This is a genomic window from Methylomonas sp. BG-2, assembly GCF_057766305.1.
In genome coordinates this window covers 1-24,822 of record NZ_JBYMAP010000038.1, presented here as the reverse complement: position 1 = coordinate 24,822, position 24,822 = coordinate 1, and the positions used below count along the sequence as shown (strand labels likewise).

The window sequence follows — 24,822 nt, the reverse complement described above, 5'->3', positions numbered from 1 at the left end:
AGCGGGCCGCCCGCCACGATTTCATCGCCAAGCTCACGATCCAAGCGACCAGTGGTAGCCGCTTGAAGCCTGGTCGGCCGGCTTGCCGCGAAATGCAACCGTTTTTCGGCCCACGGCGGAACCGGCCGCCGCTTTGCGCGCCTAAGACCAACAACCCCTAGCCAACCCAACACCCGCATAACCAATCCCCGCATGAATCACCCAAACCCCATCGATGCGCCGGTTCGGCGCCAAGCCCGCTGGTATCGGCGCGGCGCGCTGTTAACTCTCGGCCTGATCGGCGTAGTCGTCTATCTGCAATTCGGTCAGGCCGCGCCGGATAGCAAAGCCGAACGCGGCCCCAAAAACCGCTCGCCGTTCGGCGAACGGCCGGACGCGCCGGCCGTCGTCGCGATTCAATCCGCGAGCAGCGGCGATTTTCCGGTGTATATAAACGCGCTGGGCACCGTCACCGCGCTGAGGACCGTCACCGTCAAACCGCGCGTGGACGGCGAGCTGGTTAAAGTCAGCTTTAGCGAAGGCCAAATGGTCAAGGCCGGCGATCTGCTGGCCGAAATCGACCCCCGGCCGTTTCAGGTGCAGCTGCAACAAGCCCAAGGCCAGCTGACCCGCGATCAGGCCTTGCTGCAGAACGCCGAGCTGGACCGGGCCCGCTATCAAACCCTGCTAGAGCAGGATTCGATTGCCGCCCAGCAAACGGTCACCCAGGAATCGCAAGTCAAGCAATATCGCGGCAACGTCGAGATGGACCAGGCCCTGGTGGATAACGCCAAACTGCAGCTCGGTTACGCCAAACTGACCGCGCCGATTTCCGGCCGGGCCGGCTTGCGACAAGTGGACCAAGGCAATATCGTCAGAGCCGGCGACGCCAACGGCCTGGTGGTGATTACCCAACTGCAACCGATCAGCGTGGTGTTTACGTTGCCGGAAGATAAACTGCCGGAGGTCGTGAAACGCTATCGGGAAGGCCGGGAGATCGGCATCGAGGCTTACGACCGCGCCGGAAAAATCAAGCTGGCCGACGGTAAACTGATCGCGTTGGACAATCAAATCGATCCGACCACCGGCACCATCAAATTGAAGGCCCAATTCGACAACCGCGAGCAAACCCTGTTCGCCAACCAGTTCGTCAATATCCGCATGCATCTGGACACCTTGCGCGGCGTCACCCAAATCCCCAGCGCCGCGCTGCAGCACGACAGCCAGGGGGCCTTTGTCTACGTGGTCGATGCCGAAAACATCGCCCGTCTGCGTCGGGTCGAGCCGGGTCCCAGCGAAGGCGAAAAGGTGGCGATCGAGAGCCGGATTGCGCCGGGCGAGGCCTTGATCGTCACCGGCATCGATCGGGTCAAGGACGGCGGCGTGGTCGATGTCGCCGAAAAAGACGGCCAGGCGGTGGCTGCCAAACCGGAATTGCAGCCCAAGCCCGATGCAGATCCCGGCCAACGCCGCCGGCGCGGTTAAGCCATGAGTTTCAGTGATCCCGGCCAGGCCGGGTTTAATCCGTCCCGGCTCTTCATTCTGCGCCCGGTCGCCACCTCATTGCTGATGGTGGCGCTGCTGCTGGTTGGCGTGCTGGCCTACCGCTTGTTGCCGGTATCGGCGCTGCCGCAGGTCGATTATCCGACCATCCAGGTCACCACGCTCTACCCCGGCGCCAGCCCGGAAGTGATGACCGCGATCGTCACCGCGCCGTTGGAGCGGCAGTTCGGACAAATGCCGGGCCTGACCCAAATGACTTCGACCAGTTCCGGCGGCGCCTCGGTGATCACGCTGCAATTCAATTTGAGCCTGAATCTGGATGTGGCCGAGCAAACCGTGCAGGCCGCGATCAATGCCGCCAATAATTTCCTGCCCAGCGACCTGCCGCAAGCACCGGTCTACAGCAAGGTCAATCCGGCCGACACGCCGATCATGACGCTGGCGGTCAGCGCCGAGTCCCTGCCTTTGTTCAAGGTCGAAGACTTGGTGGATACGCGTCTGGCGCAAAAAATCGCCCAATTGCCAGGGGTCGGCATGGTCAGCATCAGCGGCGGTCAGCGGCCGGCGGTGCGCATCCAGGCCAACCACAAAGCGCTGGCGGCCTACGGCATCAGCCTGGAAGACGTCCGCGCCGCGATTGCCGCCGCCAACGTCAGCCAGCCCAAGGGTTCGATCAACGGCCCGACCCGCGCCGCGACCATCAACAGCAACGACCAATTGCGCTCGGCCGCCGAGTACCGCGACTTGGTGGTGGCTTACAAAAACAGTGCGCCGGTCAAATTAACCGATGTCGCCACGGTGATCGACGGCGCGGAGAACGCCCGGCTGGCGGCCTGGGCCAACGATAAGGCCGCCATCATCGTCAACATCCAGCGCCAGCCCGGCGCCAACGTCATCGAGGTGGTGGATCGCATCCAGGACTTGCTGCCCAAGCTGCAAGCCTCGCTGCCGGCCGGCGTCGAAGTCAACGCATTGACCGACCGCACCGTGACCATCCGCGCCTCGGTCCACGACGTCCAATTCGAATTGCTGCTGGCGGTGGCGCTGGTGGTGATGGTGATCTTCCTGTTTTTACGCAACATTCCGGCGACCATCATCCCCGGTGTCGCGGTGCCGCTGTCCTTGGTCGGCACCTTCGCGGCGATGTATCTGGCCGAATTCAGCATCAACAACCTGACCTTGATGGCGCTGACCATCGCCACCGGCTTTGTCGTGGACGATGCGATTGTGGTCATCGAAAACATCTCGCGCTACATCGAGCGCGGCGAATCGCCGCTGAAAGCCGCGTTGAAAGGCTCCGAACAAATCGGCTTTACCATTATTTCGCTGACGTTTTCGCTGGTCGCGGTGTTGATCCCGCTGCTGTTCATGTCCGACGTGGTCGGCCGCTTGTTTCGGGAATTCGCGATCACGTTGGCGGTGGCGATTTTGATTTCGGCGGTGGTCTCGTTGACGCTGACGCCAATGATGTGCGCCAAATTGTTGCGGCCCAGCGGCGGCCATCATCAACACGACGAGGTCGGCGACGACTGGTTCGGCAAGCTGATTAAGGTTTACGGGCGCAGCCTGAACTGGGTGATGCAACGCCAAGCGGCCACTTTGTTGGTGTTTTTCGCGACCGTGGGGTTGACCGCCGCGCTGTATGTCTGGATACCGAAAGGCTTTTTCCCCAGCCAGGACACCGGCATCATTCAAGGTTTTTCCGAAGCACCGCAAACCGTGTCGTTTCAAGCGCTGGCCGAGCAACAACGCAAGCTGGCGCAACGCATTCTGGAAGATTCGGCGGTCGAAAATCTGTCGTCCTTCATCGGCGTGGATGGCATCAACGCCACCCCGAACAGCGGCCGATTTTTGATCAACCTCAAACCGCATGACCAGCGGCCACCGGCCCACGCCATCATTGCTCGGTTGAAAGAGCGGCTGGCCGACCTGCCCGGCATTCAACTGTATTTGCAGCCGGTGCAGGATTTGACGATGGAAAACCGCGTCACCCGCACCCAGTACCAATTTACCTTGGAAGGCGCCGATCTGGACGAATTGAACCGCTGGACCGGCAACTTGGTAGACAAACTGCAAGGCCGGCCGGAATTCGCCGACGTGGTCAGCGACGTACTCGACCAGGGCCGACAAGTGTTCGTCAATATCGACCGCGCCACCGCCAGCCGGCTGGGCGTCAGTACCGCCGCCATCGACAATGCGCTGTACAGCGCCTACGGCCAGCGCTTGGTTTCAACGATTTTTACCCAGGCCAACCAATACCGGGTGGTCTTGGAAGTCGATCCGGCCGAGCAAACCAGTCCGGGGGCGCTGAACGAATTGCGGGTCCCCTCCAGCAATGGCAGCCAGGTGCCGCTGTCGGCCATCGCCGAATTGTCAGAACGGCCAACCACGTTGGCTATCAATCATCTCGACCAATATCCGGTCGCGACGGTGTCGTTCAATCTGGCGCCGGGCTACGCGCTGGGCGATGCGGTGGCCGCCGTCGAAGCCGCCAAGAGCCAAATCGAATTGCCGCTGGCGATCCGCAGCGAATACCAAGGCGCCGCCCAGGCCTTCAAGGCATCCTTGAACAACACGCTGCTGCTGATCCTGGCGGCGATTGTGACCGTGTATATCGTGCTGGGCGTGCTGTACGAAAGCTACATTCACCCGTTGACGATACTGTCCACCCTACCCTCCGCCGGCGTCGGCGCCTTGCTGGCCTTGCAATTGTCCGGCGGCGATCTGGGGATTATCGGCATCATCGGCATTATTTTGCTGATCGGCATCGTCAAGAAAAACGCGATCATGATGATCGACTTTGCGCTGGAAGCCGAGCGCCAGCAAGGTCTGCCGCCGGATCAGGCGATTTTCCAAGCCTGCCTGCTACGCTTTCGGCCGATTCTGATGACCACATTGGCGGCGCTGCTGGGTGCGCTGCCGCTGATGCTGGGTCACGGCGTCGGTTCGGAATTGCGCCATCCGCTGGGTATCACGATGGTCGGCGGCCTGTTGCTCAGCCAACTGCTGACCTTGTACACCACGCCGGTGATTTATCTGGCGATGGACAATCTGGCGCGCCGGGTTAAAACCGTGCTGGGCGTCGAGTCCGGCGACGCCGTGGAACAGGACCTGCATTGAGATGAATCTGTCCGCGCTATTCATCCGCCGCCCGGTCGCCACCACCTTGCTGACCATCGCCATCAGTCTGTGCGGCGTATTGGCCTTTTTAAATTTGCCGGTCTCGTCACTGCCGCAGGTGGACTTCCCCACCGTTTCGGTGCAGGCGCAACTGCCCGGCGCCAACGCCGAAACCATGGCCGCCACCGTCGCCACGCCGCTGGAACGGGCGTTGGGACGGATCGCCGGCGTCACCGAGATGACTTCCAACAGCTCGCAAGGCTCCACGTCGATTACGCTGCAATTTGATTTAAACCGCGATATCGACGGCGCCTGCCGCGACGTGCAGGCCGCGATCAACGCCGCCGCCAGCCTGCTGCCCAGCGGCATGCCCAACCGCCCCAGCTACCGGCGCGACAATCCGTCCGATTCGCCGATTCTGATTCTGGCGTTGACCTCGGACAGTTTCACGCGCGGCCAGATGTACGACGCCGCCTCGACGATTTTGCTGCAAAAAGTCTCGCAAATCCCCGGCATCGGCCAGGTGCAGATCGGCGGCGCGGCATTGCCGGCGGTGCGGGTGGAATTAAACCCCAACGCCTTGAGCAAATACGGTATCGGTTTGGACGACGTGCGCGCCACCATCGCCCAAACCAACATCACCCGGCCCAAGGGCGTGCTGGAGAGCGCCGACACCCGCTGGCAGATTCAGGCCAACGATCAGGCGCGCGTGGCCGCGGAGTATTTGCCGTTGATCGTTGCTTACCGCAACGGCGCGCCGGTACGCATCGCCGATTTGGGCGAAGCGGTCGATTCGGTCGAGGATTTGCGCAACGTCGGTCTGAAAAACGGCAAACCCTCGGTATTGCTGATCATCCGCAAACAACCCTTGGCCAATGTGATCCAGACTGTCGACGAAGTGTTGGCGGTGTTGCCGCAATTAAAAGCGGCGCTACCCAGCAATATCGAGCTGTCGGTGGTGGTGGACCGGTCGTTGTCGATTCGGGCCTCGATCAAGGAAGTCGAACAGGGTTTGTTCGTCGCGGTGGTGCTGGTGATTTTGGTGGTGCTGGTGTTCCTGCGCAATCCGCGTTCGGCGGCGGTGCCCATTGTCGCGGTGCCGGCTTCGCTGCTGGGTTCCTGCGCGGTGATGTATTTCTGCGGCTTCAGCATCAACAATCTGACCTTGATGGCGTTGACCATCGCCACCGGTTTTGTCGTGGACGACGCGATCGTGGTCGTCGAAAACACCAACCGCCATATCGAAGAGGGCGTCGCGCCGTTCAAGGCGGCGTTAATGGCCGCCAAGGAAGTGGGCTTTACCGTGCTGGCGATGAGCGTGTCGCTGGTGGCGGTGTTTCTGCCGATATTGTTGATGGGCGGCGTGCCGGGTCGGCTGTTTCGGGAATTCGCGGTGACTTTATCGGCGGCGGTGCTGGTTTCGCTGCTGATCTCGTTGACGACCACGCCGATGCTGTGCGCGCGCTGGCTGGGCAAAGAGTCCACCGAACACGGACCGATCTATCGCGGCATCGGCGCGGCCTTCGATTGGCTGCTGGCCGGTTACCGTCATAGTCTGAGCTGGGCGCTACGCCACGGTCGAATCATGCTGACCTTGTTGCTGGCGACGATAGGCTTGAACGTATATTTGTACGGCGCCATCGACAAGGGCTTTTTCCCGACCCAGGACGGCGGCCGCTTGTTGGGCGAAATTCAAACCGATCAAAACACCTCGTTTCAAACCTTGCAAAAACAGTTTGGGCAGATCTCCGAGATTTTGCTGAAAGACCCGGCGGTCGCCAACGTCGCCGGCTTTGCCGGTAGCTCGCAAAGCAGCAATAGCGCGCGGGTTTTTATCACGTTGAAACCTCACGAGGAGCGCGAAGGCATCGAGGTTGTGATGGACCGGCTGCGCAAGGCCGCGGGCCGGATACCGGGCGCCAATTTGCATATGTTTCCGGCCCAGGAGCTGCGGATTGGCGGGCGAATGTCGTTTGGTTTGATCGATTACACCTTGCAAGCCGACGACCTGGAATTACTGAAGGAATGGACGCCCAAGGTGCAGGCGGCATTGGCCCGCTTGCCCGAATTGACCGATGTCAGCAGCAGCCAACAGGACAAGGGCGAACAAATCGGCCTGACCGTCAACCGCGACTTAGCCGCGCGTTACGGCGTCAGCCAAGCCTTGATCGACAATAGCTTGAACAGCGCCTTCGGTCAGCGCCAAGTATCCGTGATCTACAATCCGCTCAACCAATACCGGGTGATCATGGAATTGGCACCGCAATATTGGCAATCGACGGACAGCCTGAAACAACTGTATATCAGCGCGCCGGCCCAGAGCGGCAACGCCAGCGGCGGGCAGCCGCGACAAGTGCCGTTGTCGGCCTTGGCCAGCTTCGCGCCCAGCAACGCGCCACTGTCGGTACGCCATCAAGGCCAGTTCGCGGTCAGCGAGCTGTCGTTCAATTTGAAACCCGGCGTGGCAATGTCCAGTGCCAGCGCGGCGATCGATCAAGCCTTGCGCGACATCGGCCTGCCGGCCACGGTGACCGGCAGTTTTCAAGGCTCCGGCAAGGCCTTTCAAGAAGCCCTGCGCAATCAACCCTGGCTGATTCTGGCGGCGTTGATCAGTATTTACATCGTTCTGGGCGTGCTCTACGAAAGCCTGATCCATCCGCTGACGATCCTGTCCACCCTGCCCTCGGCCGGTGTCGGCGCCTTGCTGGCTCTGATGGCTTGCGGCAAGGAATTCAGCATCATTGCCTTGATCGGGGTGATTTTGCTGATCGGCATCGTCAAGAAAAACGCCATCATGATGATCGATTTTGCTTTGCAGGCCGAGCGCGAGCGCGGCTTGGATTCGCGCGAGGCTATCTTTCAGGCCTGCCTGTTGCGCTTCCGCCCCATCCTGATGACCACGCTGGCCGCGTTATTCGGCGCGCTGCCGTTGGCCTTGGGTTCCGGTTACGGCGCGGAACTACGCCAACCGCTGGGCATCGCTATCGTCGGCGGCCTGATTGTTAGCCAGCTGCTGACGTTGTACACGACACCGGTGGTGTATTTATATCTGGACCGGTTTCGGCTCCGAATGTTGCGGCTTGGCGACGCGCCGCTTAGCGGATGGCTTGCGCCGGCGCGTAAGATCTAACCGCCGCTGGGACAAGAATGCGCGATGGCCCGGCCTTCTCGCGGGTTCTAAGCGGCTTCAGGCTGGAAACAACGTCGACGCTACCCCGGTCATGTTCGCGGCGGATTGGCGCCAAGAATCCGCAGGGCACAAAAAACGGCCGCGGGCGGGAAGCCGACGGCCGTTATACGGCGCTTGAGTCGCTTGCTTGGGCTAACCTAATAGACCGCCGACATTGAGACGCGCGCCGTTGCCTTGCGCGGTATAGAAAGTCGCCGGATTGGCCGCGCTGGAACTCACCAGATCCTCGGCGGCCCGGCGCGCTTCGTCGCTGGAGTTCAGCGCCGGTTGCGCTTCCGGTGTCGATTGGTTTTGAGCCAGACGCAGCGAGGCTTGGGAAAAGCTCACGGTATCGCCGACCGCCTGGTTGTCGCTATTGGAATCTCGATTCGGCGCGGCAGGCGGATTGGCTTCCGCCGACTCCGGGCTTTTCGGCGCTTTCAAATCGCGGGTGGCTTGCGTGGTCAGCGCGCTGGATTGCGAATATTGGGTGTTGATGTCCATGGGAGCCTCCAGATCTTTACGGAGCGACGGCGTTATGCCATCGTTGCGTCGAATTCTAATCCAATCCGCCGACAATTGCCGAATTTAATCGTTTTCTTATTTTCCGTCCGCAGCTTCGGAGTTCATCGATGAAATGTTTGCAGATCATAATGTTAGCAGCCAGCCTGCTAATGTCCACGGCGGCTAGCCGCGCCGATTTGTCGCACATTGAGCACATCGTCGTGATCTATCTGGAAAACCGCAGTTTCGACAATGTGTTCGGCCTGTTTCCCGGCGCCGAAGGCTTGAGCAACGCTCAAACCGCGCCGCCGCAAATCGACGAATTCGGCCGGCCCTACCGCACGCTGCCGCCGGTTGGCAGCGGCGGCAAAACCGACGAGCGCTTCCCGGCCGATCTTGCCAACGCACCGTTCGACATCGGCCGCTACATCAGTGCTAACCAACGCCACCCGGACCTGACCCACCGATTTTTCATCCACCAAATGCAAATCAACGCCGGCCGTAACGACCGCTTCGCGCAGTTGTCGTCGGCCGGCGGCCTGACCCAGGGCTACTACAATATGGCCGGCACCGCGCTATGGCAATACGCCAAGGAGTTCACGCTGGCCGACCAATTTTTCCAGGCGGCTTTCGGCGGCTCGTTTTTGAATCATCAATGGCTGATCTGCGCCTGCACGCCGCGTTTCGAAAATCCACCGGACGACATGCGGCATTGGCAGGCGGACCCGGCCACCGGCAAACCGGTCGGCGATCCCAGCGTCACCGAGGATGGCTACGCGGTCGGCACGATACAGCCGTTTTTTCCGCCGCACGACGATCAACGCCTTGAACGGCGTCTGCCGATACAAACCGCGCCCACCATCGGCGATCGCCTATCGGACAAGGGCGTGAGTTGGGCCTGGTATGCCGGCGGCTGGGACGACGCCGTGGCCGGCCGCGACCTTGGCGACAACTTTCAGTACCACCACCAACCCTTTCTTTACTACGCCAACTACGCGCCGAATAGCCCCGCCCGCGCCGAGCATTTGCGCGACAAGCAACGCTTGTTCGAAGACCTGAAAACCGGCTTTCCGCAAGTCGCGTTTTACAAACCGGTCGGCCGCAGCAACCAACATCCCGGCTACTCCAGTATGCTGGAAGCGGACCGGGATGTGCGCGATGTGGTCGAAGCGATTCGCGCCAGCCCGATCTGGCCATCCACCGCCATCGTCATCACCTACGACGAATACGGCGGTTTGTGGGATCACGTCGCCCCACCCAGCGGCGACCGATGGGGACCCGGCACCCGGATTCCGGCTATCGTGGTCTCGCCATTCGCGAAAAAGCACCATATCGACCACACCCAGTACGACACGACGGCCATCCTAAAGCTGATCGAAATCCGATTCGGCTTGGCGCCGCTTGGCAACCGCGACGCCCAGTCGGCGGGCTTGCTGGGCGCGTTCGAGTAACCGCCGGACGACCGAAGCGGAGCAGCCGCTTCCAGCACGGGTCCGGCATTTCCGACGAGGTCGCGGAGCGGCGCAGCCAAACGGATTCAAGCCAGCCGCTTCGAGGATCGCCCTGCCTTACTGGTACGGTTTGCGATGCCGACGATCCCGAGCTAAGCGACCGTGTCGCCGTCGTCGATTCAGACGGGGCCCGATTTTTGAGCCATTCGCCGTTCGGCAAGCTATTGACGAACGGGCAATCCTTCAGTTAACGCCATTGATTTAGGAACCAAGCCGATATTTGCACTCCGAATTCGAGTGGCTTAAGCTCTCGCCCTCGTCTGGCGGCTTGCGCCACGAGATTCCGGCTGGCCGCCAGCGCTGTCCAATTCGGGCGTCGCCAGGACGGCGAACGGAAATTTCTTTTTTGTTATGCTCATTCTTACGCCACCACGCAGGGAGACTCACCGATGAATCAAGCCCATCCACGCCAGCCCGCCGAAAAATGGCGTTTCGCCAAGCTCGGCGGATTCGACCAAGTGGAACTGAAACGCGCCAGCGATCTGCTGGCGCTGCCGGATCTGGACCAGAAACTGTGGGCGGCGCTGAGTTGTCCGACCCATGGCCTGTACTTCGACCAACGCACGCTGCAGTTGCTCGACAGCGACGGCGACGGCCGAATTCGGGTGCCGGAGGTGTTGGCGGCGGTGCGTTGGGTCGGCAAGGTATTGAAAAATCCGGCCGACTTGCTACAGCAAAAAGCCAGTCTACCGTTGGCGGCGATCAACGACCACGACGACGAAGGCAAGCAACTGCTAGCCTGCGCCAAGGAAGTGCTGAAAAACCTGGGCAGGCCGCAAGCCAGCGAAATCACCGACGCAGACTTGGCCGACATGGCTAAAATTTTTGCGGAAACCCGTTTCAACGGCGATGGCATCGTACCGGCCAAGGCAGCCGCCGACGAAACCAGCCAAGCCGCGATCGCCGACATTATCGCCTGCCAGGGCGAATTGACCGACCGTAACGGCGAGCCCGGCATCGACGCCGACAAACTGGCGCAATTCTTCTTGGATGCCCAGGCCTATGCCGACTGGTGGCGGGAATGCGACCGGGAAGCCGCCCAGGTGCGCGGCAACATCGCCGATCCGGAAGCCGCCGCGGCCTTGCTGGACAAATTGAAGGCCAAAATCGACGATTATTTCACTCGTTGCCGGCTGGCGGCCTTCGACGAGCGCGCCGCCACGGCGCTCAATCCGAACGACGCCCGCTACGAACAATTGGCCGGACTCGATCTAGCGCCGGAGCTCGAAGCCGTGGCGCAACTGCCGTTGGCGACCATCGCGCCCGACCGCGATCTGCCGCTGGTCGGCGGCCTCAATCCGGCCTGGAGCGAGGCACTGGCGCAATTTAACGCCGGCGTGCTGACGCCCTTGCTCGGCGAGCTGGAAACCTTGAGCTACACCCAATGGCGAGAGGTGCTGGGCCGGTTCGCCGACTACCGGGCCTGGCTGGCGCAAAAACCGGCCAGCGCGGCCGCCGGCCTGCCGATCGCCACCGTCAAAACCTATCTGGAAAACGGTACTCAAGCCAAGCTGGCGGCGTTGATCGAGCAGGATTTGGCCTTGAAGGCCGAAGCGGACGCAATCGACGGACTAAGCCGCTTGCTGCACTATCACCGCGACCTGTACCGACTGCTGAACAACTTCGTCTCGTTCCGCGATTTTTACACCGCCGAGCCGCACGCGATCTTTCAAGCCGGCACCTTGTATCTGGACGGTCGAGCTTGCCGCTTGTGCGTCAAGGTCGACGACATCGCCGCCCACGGCAAACTGGCCGAGCTGAGTAAAATATTCTTGGCGTATTGCGAATGCCGCCGCCAGGGCAGCAATGAAAAGCTGACGATCGCCGCCGCCTTCACCGACGGCGACAGCGACAATTTGCGGGTCGGCCGCAACGGCGTGTTTTACGACCGCAACGGCCAGGACTGGGACGCGACCATCGTCAAAATCATCGAAAACCCGATCAGCATCCAGCAGGCCTTCTGGGCGCCCTACAAGCGAGTGGCGCGGATGATTAACGAGCAGCTTGAAAAAAGCGCCAGCGCTCGCGACAAGGCGGCCCACGAAGGCGCATTCAAGGGGATTAACGAAGCCGGCGCGCAGGCCGGCGAAGGCAAGCCACCGGCCCCGACCGCCTTCGACGTCGGCAAATTCGCCGGGATCTTTGCCGCGATCGGGCTGGCCATCGGTGCGATCGGCACCGCGTTGGCCTCGGTGTTTAGCGGCTTTTTGGCCTTGCAATGGTGGCAAATGCCGCTGGTGATTGCCGGCGTCATGCTGGCGATTTCCGGGCCGTCGATGTTCATCGCCTTTTTGAAACTGCGCCAGCGCAATCTGGCACCGTTGTTGGACGCCTGCGGCTGGGCCGTCAATGCCAAGGCCTACATCAATATTCCGTTCGGCCATTTGCTGACCGATGTCGCCAAACTGCCGAAGGACGCCGAAAGCCATTTGGCCGATCCGTTCGGCGAAAAACCCAGCCGCTGGCCGATATACGTGTTGCTGCTGATCCTGTTGGCCGGAGCCGGCTGGGCTTGGCGACAAGGCTATTTCGCAACCGAAACCGCGCCGCCGGCCGGCAGCGAAGCGCCGGCAACCCCGCCCGCGCCGACTGCCGCGCCGGGTACGCCGTCGGCGCCGGCTCCCGCGCCTGCTGCCCCAACGCCAGCGCCGGAAGCCGCCAAACCGCCCGCGAAACCCGCCAAGTAAGCATCGGCCGGCGTCCGCCTCGGTGGACGCCGGCTAAGGCGCGATCATGCCGTTATGCAAATAGCTTTCTTCGTAGTTGAAGACAACATTACCGTCCGGCAGAATCAGCTCCTCGTTGCGTCCCTTGTAATCCAGCCGCGACAACAAATCCTTGATCAAATTGACCCGCGCCGCCTGCTTGTCGTCGGCGCGGACAACGGTCCACGGTGCCGATAAGTGGTGAGTCCGGGCAAACATGATGTTGCGGGCCTCGCTGTATTGGCGCCAGTGCTTTTGAGCGGCCTTGTCGATCGGGCTGATCTTCCATTGCTTCAAAGGATCATCCAATCGCGCCTTCAAACGCTTTTGCTGTTCCTCCTTGCTGATGTCCAGGTAATACTTAAATAGCTTGATGCCGGAACGCACCAACAGCTGCTCGTAATGGGCGACGGTTTCGATGAATTCGTGGTACTCGGCGTCGCTGCAAAATCCCATGACTCGTTCGACCCCGGCCCGGTTATACCAACTGCGATTGAACAACACCATTTCCTGGGCGGCCGGCAGATGCGAGGTATAGCGCTGGAAATACCAGGACCCCAAATCGCGGTCCGACGGCTTGCCCAGCGCCACCACCCGAATCTCGCGCGGACTCAAATGCTGGATGATACGTTTGATGGTGCCGTCCTTGCCGCCGGCGTCGCGGCCCTCGAACAGGATTAAGATTTTGTCGCCGTGCTTGATGATGTGGCTTTGCAGTTTGACCAGCTCCTCCTGCAACTGCCGCAACACCTCCTTGTAATTCGGTGATTCGGATTTCTTTTTGCCCATCGCCGCGCCTCGAAAAGTGATTCGTCCGACTACCAGTGTAGCGGGTTCGCGCTATCGCAGCGCACCACAAGCGTGCAAATTGTCGTAAACCGTACCGATTAAGTGCATATCCCCGCCCGATTGGCGCTAAACCGACGACGGCAATCCCAAACAAAAACTCCAAAAAACCCCTCAAACTACTGTATTTACAGTAATTTTTATAGACCAGCCTCATGAATGCCAGCATATTGGCATTGCACTTGCTTTAATGTTGCCGTGGCTCTGGTTGCAGAGCCGAAATAAAACCGGCTCGCCGTAGAGCCACCAGACAAAGGCGTCTATTGCCCGTTTCGTAACGAAGCGGGCTAGACGCCTTTTTTTTTGGACTGAATTTTTCCAAACCCACAGGAATCCGCCATGACTGATCGCAAGACATTCGCCCCGAAACCACTGATCGCGGCCTTGGCCGCACTGCTCGCCGCCGGCTTGGCCGGTTCCGCCTGGGCGGCCGGCAAGCCGGAAAAGGAAGACCTGAAATTCGGCTTCATCAAACTCACCGACATGGCCCCATTGGCGGTTGCCGCCGAAAAAGGCTTTTTCGAGGAAGAAGGCTTGTTCGTGCAACTGGAAGCCCAGGCCAACTGGAAAGTCGTGATGGACCGGGTGGTCAACGGCGAACTGGACGGTTCACACATGCTGGCGCCGGCGCCGTTGGCGGCCAGCGTCGGTTTCGGCACCAAAGCCGATATCGAAGTGCCCTTCAGCATGGGGTTCAACGGCAACGCCATCACGATTTCCAACGACATCTGGAAGCAAATGAAGCCCAACGTGCCAACCGACGGCGGCAAGCCGGCGCATCCGATCAAGGCCGATTATTTGAAACCGGTCGTCGATAAATACAAGGCCGAAGGCAAGCCGTTCAACATGGCCATGACTTTTCCGGCAGGCTCGCACAATTTGAAACTGCGCTACTGGCTGGCGGCCGGCGGCATCAACCCAGGCTATTATTCGCCGCCGCAGGATATTTCCGGCCAGATCGGCGCCGACGCGCTGCTGTCGGTGACGCCACCGCCGCAAATGCCGGCGACCTTGGAATCCGGCACCATCTTCGGCTATTGCGTCGGCGAACCGTGGAACCAGCAAGCGGTGTTTAAAGGCATTGGCGTGCCGGTGATCACCGACGAGGAACTGTGGAAGGACACCCCGGAAAAAGTGTTTGGCGTCACCAAGGCCTGGGCCAACAAATATCCCAATACCTATCTGGCGGTGACCAAGGCCTTGATTCGCGCCGCGATTTGGCTGGACGCCGAGAACAATAAAAACCGCAAGGAAGCCATCGAAATGCTGTCGCAAAAACAATACGTCGGCGCCGACGTCGAGGTGTTGGCGGCGAGCATGAACGGCACCTTCGAATACGAAAAAGGCGATAAACGCGCTCTGCCCGACTTCAACACCTTTTTCCGCCACGGCGCCAGCTACCCGTCCTACGGCAGCGCGGTCTGGTATCTGACCCAATTGCGCCGCTGGGGCATGATCAACGAAGCTAAGCCGGACAACTGGTATCTGGAGACCGCGAAAAACGTCTACCGCCCGGACATTTATCTGGCCGCCGCGAAAGAGCTGGTCGCCGAGGGTAAGGCCAAGGCCGAGGACTTCCCGGCCGACACCGCCATCAAGCCTTCGCAAAACTTCTTCATCGACAAAGTGCCGTTCGACGCCAACAAACCCAACGACTATCTGGCCAAGTTCGCGATCGGCTTGAAAGGCAAGCAAACGGTTTCCGGCGGCAAGATCGTGGACTAAGAACCTTTGGTGGGTGCTCAAAAGCAGGGATGCGATTTGGTGCAGGGAGGCATCTTTTTTAAACCTGAAGTAACGCAACACCGAATTTGGTACGCACGCCGTACCCGGATCGATTATCGAGGTCCTTTAGAGAGGAACACATTATGAGTCGTAAACTTATCCGATTTTTCAACATCACCGGCCTGACTTGGTTCGTGCCGCTGGTCAAAATCGCCGCCGGCGAGAACCCGGCCCAACAACTGCGGCAACTGTTCTTGGTGATGGGCGTGCCGATCATTGCCTTTACGCTGTTTTTGGGGCTGTGGAGCGTATCGGCTTCCGGGGTTAACACCAGCCTGGGTACCATTCCCGGTCCGGTCGCGGTTTGGGATGAAGTCGGCGGTTTGATAGCCGAACATGCCGCCGAACAAACCAAGAAGGCCGAGTTCTACCAACGCCAAGCCCAGCGCAACAAGGAAAAGCTGGCCGAGGACCCCAAAGCCGACATTAAGTCCCGGCCCTACACCGGCAAACCCACCTATCTCGACAAAATCCTGACCAGTCTGCGCACCGTGTTCGCCGGCTTCGTGATCGCGACGCTGATCGCGGTGCCGATCGGCATCCTGTGCGGCATGAGCCCAGTACTCAATACCGCGTTCAATCCGCTGATCCAGATTTTCAAACCGGTGTCGCCGCTGGCCTGGCTACCCATTGTCACGCTGGTGGTCAGCGCCGCCTATGTGACGACCGACGATTCCTGGTTCGAGAAGTCCTTCATCACCTCGGCGATCACGGTGACCTTGTGCTCGTTGTGGCCGACGCTGATCAACACCGCGGTCGGCGTGTCGTCGATCGATCGCGATCTGGTCAACGTCGGCAAGGTATTGCGGCTGGACTGGATGACCCAGATCAAGCGCATCATCCTGCCGTCGGCGCTGCCCTTCATTTTCACCGGCATGCGGCTGTCGCTGGGCGTGGGTTGGATGGTACTGATCGCCGCCGAAATGTTGGCGCAGAATCCCGGCCTGGGTAAGTTCGTCTGGGACGAATTCCAAAACGGCAGCTCCAACTCGCTGAGCCGGATCATGGTGGCGGTGTTCACGATCGGCATCATCGGCTTTGCGCTGGACCGCATCATGCACTCGCTGCAGAACCTGTTTTCGTTCCAAAAAGTGTAAGGACGCCGCCATGAACGCTCCCGCCAAAATCATCGAACTTTCCATGCAAAAAACCGTGACCGACCGACCCGCCAACGACGCCCGCGCGCCGCTGGTGGAATTGAAAAATGTCTGCAAATCCTACGGCGAGGGCAACGCCAAGACCTCTATCCTGAAAAACATCAACCTGGACATTCAGGAAGGCGAATTCATCGCCATCGTCGGCTTTTCCGGCAGCGGCAAAACCACCTTGGTGTCGCTGATCGCCGGGTTGATTCAGGCCGACGGCGGCGAGCTGTTGAAAAACGGCGCGGCAATCCGCGAACCCGGCCCGGATCGCGGGGTAGTGTTCCAAAACTATTCGCTGATGCCGTGGCTGACCGTCTATGAAAACGTGGCATTGGCGGTCGATGCGATCTTCAAGGACTGGACGCCGGCGCAACGCCGCGCCCACGCCGAAAAATACGTCAACATGGTGAATCTGGGCCGGGCGATGGACAAGCGTCCGGCCGAACTGTCCGGCGGCATGCGCCAACGGGTCAACGTGGCCCGCGCGCTGGCCGCCAATCCCGACATCCTGTTGCTCGACGAACCGCTCAGCGCGCTGGACGCGCTGACCCGCGGCAATCTGCAGGACGAGATTTTGCAAATCTGGGAGCAGGACAAAAAGACGGTGATTTTGATCACCAACGACGTTGACGAAGCCATCTACATGGCCGACCGGGTGATCCCGCTGAAACCGGGCCCGGACGCCACCTTCGGTCCGGACTTCGTCATCGATCTGGAACGGCCGCGCGACCGCGCGGCGTTGAACCACGATCCGGAATTCAAACGCCTGCGCGCCGAAATTACCCGCTACCTGATGGACATCGGCATGCAAAAAGCCCAGGCCGAAGTCGGTGACAAAATCAAACTGCCGGACGTGCGTCCCAATACCAGCAACGACTGGAAACTGGATACCTCGGCCTTGAAGCCCAGCCAATCCGATTTGGGCAAGGCCCGCTATCTGGAATTCGCCAATCTGTCGAAAATCTATCCGACCCCGGACGGCAACAGCACCGTCAAGGTAGTGGACGGCTTTGATTTGCGGATGAAAAAAGGCGAATTCGTCTCGATCATCGGCCATTCCGGTTGCGGCAAATCCACGGTGTTGTCGATGACCGCCGGCCTCAACGAGATTTCCGAAGGCGGCATCATCCTGGACAACCGGGAAATCGACGGCGCCGGCCCGGATCGGGGCGTGGTGTTCCAGGCACCCAGCCTGTTCCCATGGCTGACCGCGTTCGACAACGTCATGCTCGGCGTCGATAAGGTCTATCCGCATGCCAGCCAGGACGAACGCGAGGACATCGTCGAATACTACCTGACCCGCGTCGGCCTGGCCGATTCGATGTTCAAGAAAGCCGCCGATCTGTCCAACGGCATGCGCCAGCGGGTCGGCATCGCCCGCGCCTTCGCGCTGTCGCCGAAATTGCTGTTGCTGGACGAACCCTTCGGCATGCTGGATTCGCTGACCCGCTGGGAATTGCAGGAGGTATTGATGGAGGTTTGGGAACGCACCCACGTCACCGCGATCGTGGTCACCCACGACGTCGACGAAGCCATTCTGCTGGCCGACCGGGTGGTGATGATGACCAACGGCCCGCACGCCAAGATCGGCAAGATCCAGGACATCGATCTGCCGAGGCCACGTAGCCGCAAGGCGCTGTTGGAACATCCGGACTATTACCGTTACCGGGAAAGCTTGCTGACCTTTCTGGCGGAGTGCGACCACACCCACTGATTTAACTAGAGCCCGACCGCGCCGAACCCAAGCCATCCGCCGCCTTCGTCCGGCGGAGATAGGGGCGCTTTGCGCCGAATTTTCCCGCCTGGCCCAGTTGGGGCGGGCGATTTACCGACTTTCGAACGACCACAGACCAGGAGACACCATGCTCAAATCCGCTCAAATCTTGCCGGCCGGCGTGCTGGCGATCGCCGGCGCCAGCCTGCCGGCCCAGGCCGACATCACCAAGGAAGTCGAAGACGCGCTGAACTTTTACCACTACGGCAGCAATGGCGCGGTCAAAATGGATTTGAACTACCGCTGGGAAAATGTCGATCAGGACAAAGGCCCCATCATCCCCGGCAAGGCGCCTAAGCGGGTGGAAACCGCCAACGCCAATACCGCCCGCTTGCGGTTGGGCCTGCTGTCGCCGACCTTTTACGATTTTCAAGCCTACGCCGAGTACGAAGGCAACTACGCATTGCAGGAAGATTACGACCAGGGCGGCACCACGCTAAACCGCCACCGCGATTACTCGTTGATCGCCGACCCGGACCGTAGCGAACTCAACCAGTTCTGGCTCAGTTACAAGGGCATCGCCGACACCTTGATCAAGGTCGGCCGGCAACGCATCAAGTTCGACGACGACCGCTTCATCGGCAACGTCGGCTGGCGGCAGATGGAATCGACCTACGACTCGGTGCTGATCACCCACAACAACCAAACACTGTTCGGTTTGACCGTCAACGCCGGTTATTTGGACCACACCCAAAACATTTTCGGCGAAACCGATACCTTGAACGCGCCGGTGCTGAACCTGAATTACAAGGTCGGCGACTGGGGTAACCTGATCGGCTACGGCTACTGGCTGGATTTCCGCGAACGCGCCAACTACGCCAAATCCTCGCAAACCTACGGCCTGCGCTTCGACGGCAAATCGCCGCAGTTTTTCGATACCGTGAATTTCCTGTACACCGCCGAATGGGGCAAGCAATCCAATTACGCCGACAACCCCAATCATTACCAAGCCGACCGTATCAACCTGATGGGCGGTCTGTCCGCGTTCAATCTGACCTTGCAAGGCGCAATGGAACAGTTGAACGGCTACGGTTTGAACAAGACCTTCAACACGCCGCTGGGTACCAACCACGCCTTCCAGGGCTGGGCGGACTTGTTCATCAATCCGCTGGGCAATGCCACCTTGGGCCAGGGTATCCGCGACGTGTTCGCCACCGCCAGCTATAAGGCGATGAACGATACGCTGATCGTCACCGGCATGTACCACGATTTCTACGACGACACCGGCGGCGTCGAATACGGTAGCGAGTGGGATTTCTCGATACTGAAGAAATTCGGCAAGCACTATTCCTTGCTGGCCAAGTACGCCAATTTCAATACCGAAAACGCCGCGTTTACCGATACCCAGAAAATCTGGCTGCAGGCCAACGTCAGTTTTTAACGACCTGCGTTCAAGCCGGCCGGACCGGCCGGCTTTTACAGCGCGGGAGGCTGTCGTAAAAGTCAAAACAAAACCCTTTCCTCGCTGGAGAGGGACTTTTAAGGCACCCTTCGCAACGAGATGAGGCAACCAACATGAAACCGAAACTAGTCGTGGTCGGCAACGGCATGGCCGGCATGCGGACCGTCGAGGAACTACTGCAAATCGCCCCCGACCTTTACGACATCACCGTGTTCGGCGCCGAACCGCACGGCAACTACAACCGCATCATGCTGACGCCGGTGCTGTACGGCGCCAAAAACTTCGCCGACATCGTGATCCACGATTTCGACTGGTACCGGTGCCGCAACATTACCCTGCACTGCGGCCCCGCCAAAACCGTGGCGGCGATCGACCGGACTCGACGTCTGGTCATCGCGCGGGACGGCACCACGGCGGCCTACGACAGACTGTTGATCGCGACCGGTTCACTGCCGTTGATGCTGGATATTCCCGGCCGTGACTGCGACGGCGTGATGGGCTTTCGCGACATCGCCGATGTCGAAACCATGATCGCCAAGGCGGCCCAGCGCCGCCATGCGGTGGTGCTGGGCGGCGGTTTGCTCGGCCTGGAAGCGGCCAACGGTTTGTTGAAACGCGGCATGCAAGTCACCGTGGTCAACCGCGCCGAACATTTGCTGAACCGGCAACTGGACCGGCAGGCCGGCGAATTCCTGCGCCGACAACTGGCCGACACCGGCATGGATTTTAAACTGGGCGCCACGGTCGCGGCGATTGCCAGCCGCGCCGGCCACATCAGCGGGGTCGAGTTGGACAACGGTCAAAAGCTACCCGCCGATCTGCTGGTGATGGCCACCGGCATTCGTCCGAATACCGCGCTGGCCGAGGCGGCCGGCCTAGACTGCCGGCGCGGCATCGTCGTCGACGACGCGATGCGGACCAGCGATCCGGCCGTGTACTCGGTTGGCGAATGCATCGAGCACCGCGGCGAATTGTTCGGCTTGGTCGCGCCGGTCTACGAACAGGCCAGGATCTGCGCCGGCCAACTGGCCGGCGGCGCCGGCAGCTATCGGACCGGTTTCGCCGCGACGATGCTGAAAGTCACCGGCATCGATCTGTTTTCGGTCGGCGATTTCGACGGCGACGCCGACTGCGAGACGCTGCGTTTCGTCGATTACGGCCTGGGCATCTACAAAAAAGTGGTGTTGCGCGGCGACGTGCCGATCGGCGTGATTCTGTACGGCGACACCGGCAACGCCAACCGCTATCTGGGCATGGTCCGCGACCGCGTGCCGGTGCGCGGCATGCGCCGACAATTGTTATTCGGCGGCGCGACAACCGCCGAGGCGGCCTGAGACAATACCGGCATGAGTCTATCCCCTATCGTCAAAACCACCTGTCCTTATTGCGGCGTCGGCTGCGGTATCACGGCCGAGATCGAGGACGCCGCCAGCCATCGGGTCCGAATCGCCGGCGATCCCGACCATCCGGCCAATTTCGGCCGGCTGTGTTCCAAGGGCGCCGCGCTGGCAGACACCGTGTCGCTGGAAAATCGCCTGCTCTACCCCCGCGTCGCCGGCGCCCGCGCCGATTGGGACAGCGCGCTGGATCTGGTCGCCAACCGGTTCCAGACCGCGATCGCCGAGCATGGCCCCGATTCGGTGGCCTTCTACGTGTCCGGCCAATTGCTGACCGAGGACTACTACGTCGCTAACAAGCTGATGAAGGGCTTCATCGGCTCGGCCAATATCGACACCAACTCCCGGCTGTGCATGTCGTCGGCGGTGGTCGGCTATAAACGCGCGTTCGGCGCCGATGCGGTGCCGTGCAATTACGAAGATCTGGAACTGGCTGACTTGATCGTGCTGGTCGGCTCCAACGCGGCCTGGTGCCATCCGGTGGCTTTCCAACGCATCCGCAAGGCCAAGGAGCGCAATCCGGCCCTAAAAATTGTTGTCGTCGATCCCCGCCGCACCGCCAGCTGCGACATCGCCGACCTGCATTTGCCAATCCGGCCGGGCATGGACGCACTGTTGTTCGACGGCCTGCTCAGCCATTTGGCCGCCGTCGGGGCAATCGACCCGGCCTACATTGCAAACCACACCGCCGGCTTCGAGGCAGCGTTGGCGCAAGCGCGAAGCGCCGCGGCGGACGCCGCCGCGACCGCCGCCGGCTGCGGCTTGGCCGAGGACGACGTTGCGTCCTTGTTCGACTGGTTCGCCGCGACCGAAAAAACCGTCACGGTCTATTCGCAAGGCATCAACCAATCCAGCTCCGGCTCGGACAAATGCAATGCGATCATCAACTGCCATCTGGCCACCGGCCGCATCGGCCGGCCCGGCATGGGGCCGTTTTCGTTCACCGGCCAACCCAACGCAATGGGCGGCCGCGAGGTCGGCGGCCTGGCCAACATGCTGGCCGCGCACATGGACTTGGACAATCCGGTCCATGTCGACCGCGTCGGCCGGTTTTGGGGCGGCAACCGGGTCGCCAACCGCCAGGGTCTGAAAGCGCTGGAACTGTTTGACGCGGTCGCGGCCGGCAAGATCAAGGCGATCTGGATCGTCGCCACCAATCCGGTCGCGACGATGCCCGACGCCGACCGGGTCAGGCAGGCCTTGAAGGCTTGCGACTTCGTGGTCGTCTCCGATTGCATCGCCGATACCGACACCACCCGCCTGGCGCACGTGCTGCTGCCGGCCACCGGCTGGAGCGAAAAAGACGGCAGCGTCACCAATCTGGAGCGGCGCATATCCCGTCAGCGGGCGTTGTTCCCGCCGTCCGGCGAGGCCCGCCACGACTGGTGGATCTTCAGCCAGGTCGCGCAACGCATGGGCTTTCGCGAGGCTTTCGCCTATCGGACCAGCGCCGAGATTTTCCGCGAACACGCCGCACTGTCGGCCTTCGAAAACGACGCCGCTCACGGGCGTCGCGACTTCGATCTGTCCGGCTTGGCGGACCTGAGCGACCCGGCCTATGCCAACCTGCCACCGCTGCAATGGCCGGTGAGCGCCGCCGGCGGTACCGCCCGGCTGTTCGGCGACGGCCGGTTTTTCACGGCCAACGGCAAGGCCAATTTCGTGCCGATCCCGCCCCGCCCGCCCCGGCACGCGCCCGATGCCGACTACCCGTTCACGTTGAACACCGGCCGCTTGCGCGACCAGTGGCATACGATGACCCGTACCGGCTTGGCCGCCAAGCTGAACACCCACCAAGTCGAACCCTGCGTCGAAATCCATCCGGACGACGCCGCCCGCCTGCAACTGTCGACCGGCGTCATCGCCAAGCTGACCAGCCGCTGGGGCGGCATGCTCGCCAGAGTCGCGATCAGCCCGGCGCAACGGCCGGGCAGTCTGTTCGTGCCGATGCACTGGACCAGCGTCAATAGCAGCCACGGCCGGATGGGCGCGTTGATCAATCCGGTGACCGATCCGCTCTCCGGCCAGCCGGAAAGCAAGCAAACCCCGGTCGCCATCGAAGCCTGGCCGGCCCGCTGGCATGCACTGCTACTGTCGAGGCAAGTCTTGCCGCTATCGGACTGCGAGTACCGGGTGGTCATGCGCGGCGACGGCTTTTACCGTTACCAACTGGCCGGCGGCCATACCGGCCGGGACTGGCGAACCTGGAGCCGCCACCGGCTGGCCGCCGACGCGGCCGAGCGGGCGGACCGCTATTGGCTGGAATACAGCGATCCGCAATCCGGCGACTTTCGAACCGCTCTGGTAACCGATTCCGGCCTGCAAGCCTGTTTGTTCGTCGGGGCCGGGCCGGATTTGCCGGAACCCGGCTGGCTGGCGACGCTGTTCGGCAAAACGGCCTTGAACCGGGACGAACGCTTGAGCCTGTTGAGCGGTACGCCGCCCGCCGGAGAAGCCGATATTGGCCGAATCGTCTGTTCGTGTTTCAATGTAGGCGAGAAAACCATTCGGCAAGCGATCCGCGAGCGCAAGCTGTGTAATGTCGCCGAGATTGGCGCCTGCCTGGGGGCGGGTACCGGCTGCGGTTCCTGCCTGCCCGAGTTGAAGGATTTTCTAGCGACCTGACATCAACCCGCACGCGAGCAGCCACAAGGAACGATGCAAGCCAAACTCCAGTTATTTCCTTACTTTCAGCCCATTATTTCCACCGCCAGCGGCCAAATCGTCGGTTACGAGGCGCTGGCCCGCCAGCACGACGGTAACGGCCGCGTGGTGTCGGCCGGCGCCTGGTTTTCCTCGGCCGACATCGACGCCAAGCAACGCACCGAGCTCGACCGCCAAGTGCGTTGGCAGGCCTTGCAAAAGTTTGCCGAACAGGCCGATCCCAACAGCTTTCTGGCCATCAATATCTCGGCGGCCTGGATAGACAATCTGCGCCAGCTCAACGCGGTGCCGACGGTGCGGATGCTGGAAGAACTGAATATCGACCGCGGCCGAGTCATCGTCGAAATCTCCGACGCCCCGGCCGATCCGCAAAAACTCAAGCAAATCGTGCAACGCTACCGCAAACACGGCCTGAGCGTGGCGATCGGCGACTTCGGCGCCGGTTCGTCGCAACTGGAGCGGCTGATCACGGTGCAGCCGGACATCATCAAGATCGACATGCGTTTGTTCAAGCAAGCCGCCAAGGGCGGCATCGCCGGCGACATCATGCAAGTGTTGTCGCGGCTGGGCAAGCGTACCGGCGCCCGGCTGACCTGCGAAGGCGTCGAAACCGACGAGGAGTTCTGGTTCGGTTTGGACTGCGGCGCGCAGTACATGCAAGGCTTTCTGTTCGGCAAGGCCGAAGCGGATTTCAAACCCAGCCACCAGTATCAACAACATATTGCCTCGCTACGCGGCAAATTTCTAAAGCAGACCCTGATTCGCGAAGAGCGCAAGATCAACGCGATCAACACCCTGAAAAGCTTGGCCTACCGGCTGGCCGAGGCTTTGCAGGACGATTTCAATCTGAACGAACTGGTCAGCTGGAATTTCGCCGAAAGCGGCGTGATCCGCTTTTATCTTTGCAACAATCTGGGCGATCAGATTTCCCCCGACTTTAATTTCAGCGCCAACCGCTGGTTTACCGATCCGCGCAAGATCGGCTTCAATTGGTCCTGGCGGCCTTATTTCTTTCAATTGCTGGCCTTGGAACATTGCGGCGACCGCGACCGCATTGTCAGTTCCGAGCGCTACCGCGATTTCGAAACCAATCTGCTGTGCAAAACCCTGGCATTACGGCTGGATGGCGACCGATTATTATTGGTGGATACCGTCGCAGTCGATTAAGCCGTCTATACTCTGCCAAACGATCCGCCGGAGGGAAACGGAATGAGCACTCCGCTTAGCGATGAATAACTACCGTGCCGACGCCCGACGGAGCGGGCAGGACAGCGGCCGGCGCCGGCATCCGGTTAAAGCCGCGATCCGGGGCGGCACG

Annotated in this window: 14 protein-coding genes; 12 read left to right on the top strand and 2 right to left on the bottom strand. The window is 60.9% G+C overall.

The genetic code is table 11. From position 1 onward, the window contains the following. Positions 1-192: 192 nt before the first annotated feature. The 3 genes from AC3B8H_RS05650 to AC3B8H_RS05640 are packed head-to-tail and all read left to right on the top strand — an operon-like array spanning position 193 to position 7,732. The gene (locus tag AC3B8H_RS05650; RefSeq protein ID WP_488440644.1) at positions 193-1,464 is read left to right on the top strand and encodes an MdtA/MuxA family multidrug efflux RND transporter periplasmic adaptor subunit; all 1,272 of its coding nucleotides are present in this window, start codon (positions 193-195) and stop codon (positions 1,462-1,464) included. A 3-nt stretch (positions 1,465-1,467) separates the two neighbouring features. Then, positions 1,468-4,602: an MdtB/MuxB family multidrug efflux RND transporter permease subunit gene (locus AC3B8H_RS05645; protein WP_488440643.1), complete on the top strand. Its 3,135-nt coding sequence runs from the start codon at positions 1,468-1,470 to the stop codon at positions 4,600-4,602. A gap of 1 nt (position 4,603) precedes the next feature. After that, complete coding sequence (locus tag AC3B8H_RS05640) at positions 4,604-7,732, top strand: efflux RND transporter permease subunit (RefSeq protein ID WP_488440642.1); 3,129 nt, start codon at positions 4,604-4,606, stop codon at positions 7,730-7,732. A gap of 192 nt (positions 7,733-7,924) precedes the next feature. Here the strand turns inward: AC3B8H_RS05640 and AC3B8H_RS05635 are convergent, their stop codons facing one another. Further along, the gene (locus tag AC3B8H_RS05635; protein ID WP_488440641.1) at positions 7,925-8,275 is read right to left on the bottom strand and encodes a hypothetical protein; all 351 of its coding nucleotides are present in this window, start codon (positions 8,273-8,275) and stop codon (positions 7,925-7,927) included. A 149-nt stretch (positions 8,276-8,424) separates the two neighbouring features. On the opposite strand from AC3B8H_RS05635, the gene AC3B8H_RS05630 reads away from it, so the two are divergent. Both AC3B8H_RS05630 and AC3B8H_RS05625 read left to right on the top strand, forming a co-directional pair. Beyond that, positions 8,425-9,726 (top strand): alkaline phosphatase family protein, encoded by a 1,302-nt coding sequence (locus AC3B8H_RS05630; protein ID WP_488440640.1) that lies wholly within the window; start codon positions 8,425-8,427, stop codon positions 9,724-9,726. 449 nt (positions 9,727-10,175) lie between these two features. Beyond that, positions 10,176-12,473: a hypothetical protein gene (locus AC3B8H_RS05625; protein WP_488440639.1), complete on the top strand. Its 2,298-nt coding sequence runs from the start codon at positions 10,176-10,178 to the stop codon at positions 12,471-12,473. A 33-nt stretch (positions 12,474-12,506) separates the two neighbouring features. Here the strand turns inward: AC3B8H_RS05625 and ppk2 are convergent, their stop codons facing one another. After that, complete coding sequence (gene ppk2, locus AC3B8H_RS05620) at positions 12,507-13,280, bottom strand: polyphosphate kinase 2 (RefSeq protein ID WP_488440638.1); 774 nt, start codon at positions 13,278-13,280, stop codon at positions 12,507-12,509. Positions 13,281-13,676: 396 nt separating this feature from the next. Between ppk2 and AC3B8H_RS05615 the strand changes: the two genes are divergently transcribed. The 7 genes from AC3B8H_RS05615 to AC3B8H_RS05585 all read left to right on the top strand — a co-directional run bounded on the left by AC3B8H_RS05615 (position 13,677) and on the right by AC3B8H_RS05585 (position 24,671). Next, positions 13,677-15,062 (top strand): CmpA/NrtA family ABC transporter substrate-binding protein, encoded by a 1,386-nt coding sequence (locus AC3B8H_RS05615; RefSeq protein WP_488440637.1) that lies wholly within the window; start codon positions 13,677-13,679, stop codon positions 15,060-15,062. A gap of 143 nt (positions 15,063-15,205) precedes the next feature. Next, positions 15,206-16,219, top strand: coding sequence for an ABC transporter permease (locus tag AC3B8H_RS05610; protein WP_488440636.1), 1,014 nt, complete (start codon positions 15,206-15,208; stop codon positions 16,217-16,219). Between the two features lie 43 nt (positions 16,220-16,262). Then, positions 16,263-17,981: an ABC transporter ATP-binding protein gene (locus AC3B8H_RS05605; RefSeq protein WP_488440645.1), complete on the top strand. Its 1,719-nt coding sequence runs from the start codon at positions 16,263-16,265 to the stop codon at positions 17,979-17,981. A gap of 148 nt (positions 17,982-18,129) precedes the next feature. Further along, complete coding sequence (locus AC3B8H_RS05600) at positions 18,130-19,422, top strand: alginate export family protein (protein WP_488440635.1); 1,293 nt, start codon at positions 18,130-18,132, stop codon at positions 19,420-19,422. 134 nt (positions 19,423-19,556) lie between these two features. After that, entirely contained in the window at positions 19,557-20,777 is a 1,221-nt protein-coding gene (locus AC3B8H_RS05595; protein WP_488440634.1) for an NAD(P)/FAD-dependent oxidoreductase, read from the top strand. Positions 20,778-20,789: 12 nt separating this feature from the next. Further along, the gene (locus AC3B8H_RS05590; RefSeq protein ID WP_488440633.1) at positions 20,790-23,465 is read left to right on the top strand and encodes a molybdopterin-dependent oxidoreductase; all 2,676 of its coding nucleotides are present in this window, start codon (positions 20,790-20,792) and stop codon (positions 23,463-23,465) included. A 33-nt stretch (positions 23,466-23,498) separates the two neighbouring features. Beyond that, entirely contained in the window at positions 23,499-24,671 is a 1,173-nt protein-coding gene (locus AC3B8H_RS05585) for an EAL domain-containing protein (RefSeq protein WP_488440632.1), read from the top strand. Positions 24,672-24,822: the final 151 nt, after the last annotated feature.

Excerpts from the sequence above, each read along its gene's own strand:
- AC3B8H_RS05635 (WP_488440641.1), bottom strand. The coding sequence starts at position 8,275 with ATGGACATCAACACCCAATATTCGCAATCCAGCGCGCTGACCACGCAA.
- AC3B8H_RS05630 (WP_488440640.1), top strand. The coding sequence starts at position 8,425 with ATGTTAGCAGCCAGCCTGCTAATGTCCACGGCGGCTAGCCGCGCCGAT.
- AC3B8H_RS05585 (WP_488440632.1), top strand. The coding sequence starts at position 23,499 with ATGCAAGCCAAACTCCAGTTATTTCCTTACTTTCAGCCCATTATTTCC.
- AC3B8H_RS05625 (WP_488440639.1), top strand. The coding sequence starts at position 10,176 with ATGAATCAAGCCCATCCACGCCAGCCCGCCGAAAAATGGCGTTTCGCC.
- ppk2 (WP_488440638.1), bottom strand. The coding sequence starts at position 13,280 with ATGGGCAAAAAGAAATCCGAATCACCGAATTACAAGGAGGTGTTGCGG.
- AC3B8H_RS05590 (WP_488440633.1), top strand. The coding sequence starts at position 20,790 with ATGAGTCTATCCCCTATCGTCAAAACCACCTGTCCTTATTGCGGCGTC.
- AC3B8H_RS05605 (WP_488440645.1), top strand. The coding sequence starts at position 16,263 with ATGCAAAAAACCGTGACCGACCGACCCGCCAACGACGCCCGCGCGCCG.
- AC3B8H_RS05645 (WP_488440643.1), top strand. The coding sequence starts at position 1,468 with ATGAGTTTCAGTGATCCCGGCCAGGCCGGGTTTAATCCGTCCCGGCTC.
- AC3B8H_RS05615 (WP_488440637.1), top strand. The coding sequence starts at position 13,677 with ATGACTGATCGCAAGACATTCGCCCCGAAACCACTGATCGCGGCCTTG.
- AC3B8H_RS05610 (WP_488440636.1), top strand. The coding sequence starts at position 15,206 with ATGAGTCGTAAACTTATCCGATTTTTCAACATCACCGGCCTGACTTGG.
- AC3B8H_RS05640 (WP_488440642.1), top strand. The coding sequence starts at position 4,604 with ATGAATCTGTCCGCGCTATTCATCCGCCGCCCGGTCGCCACCACCTTG.
- AC3B8H_RS05600 (WP_488440635.1), top strand. The coding sequence starts at position 18,130 with ATGCTCAAATCCGCTCAAATCTTGCCGGCCGGCGTGCTGGCGATCGCC.
- AC3B8H_RS05650 (WP_488440644.1), top strand. The coding sequence starts at position 193 with ATGAATCACCCAAACCCCATCGATGCGCCGGTTCGGCGCCAAGCCCGC.
- AC3B8H_RS05595 (WP_488440634.1), top strand. The coding sequence starts at position 19,557 with ATGAAACCGAAACTAGTCGTGGTCGGCAACGGCATGGCCGGCATGCGG.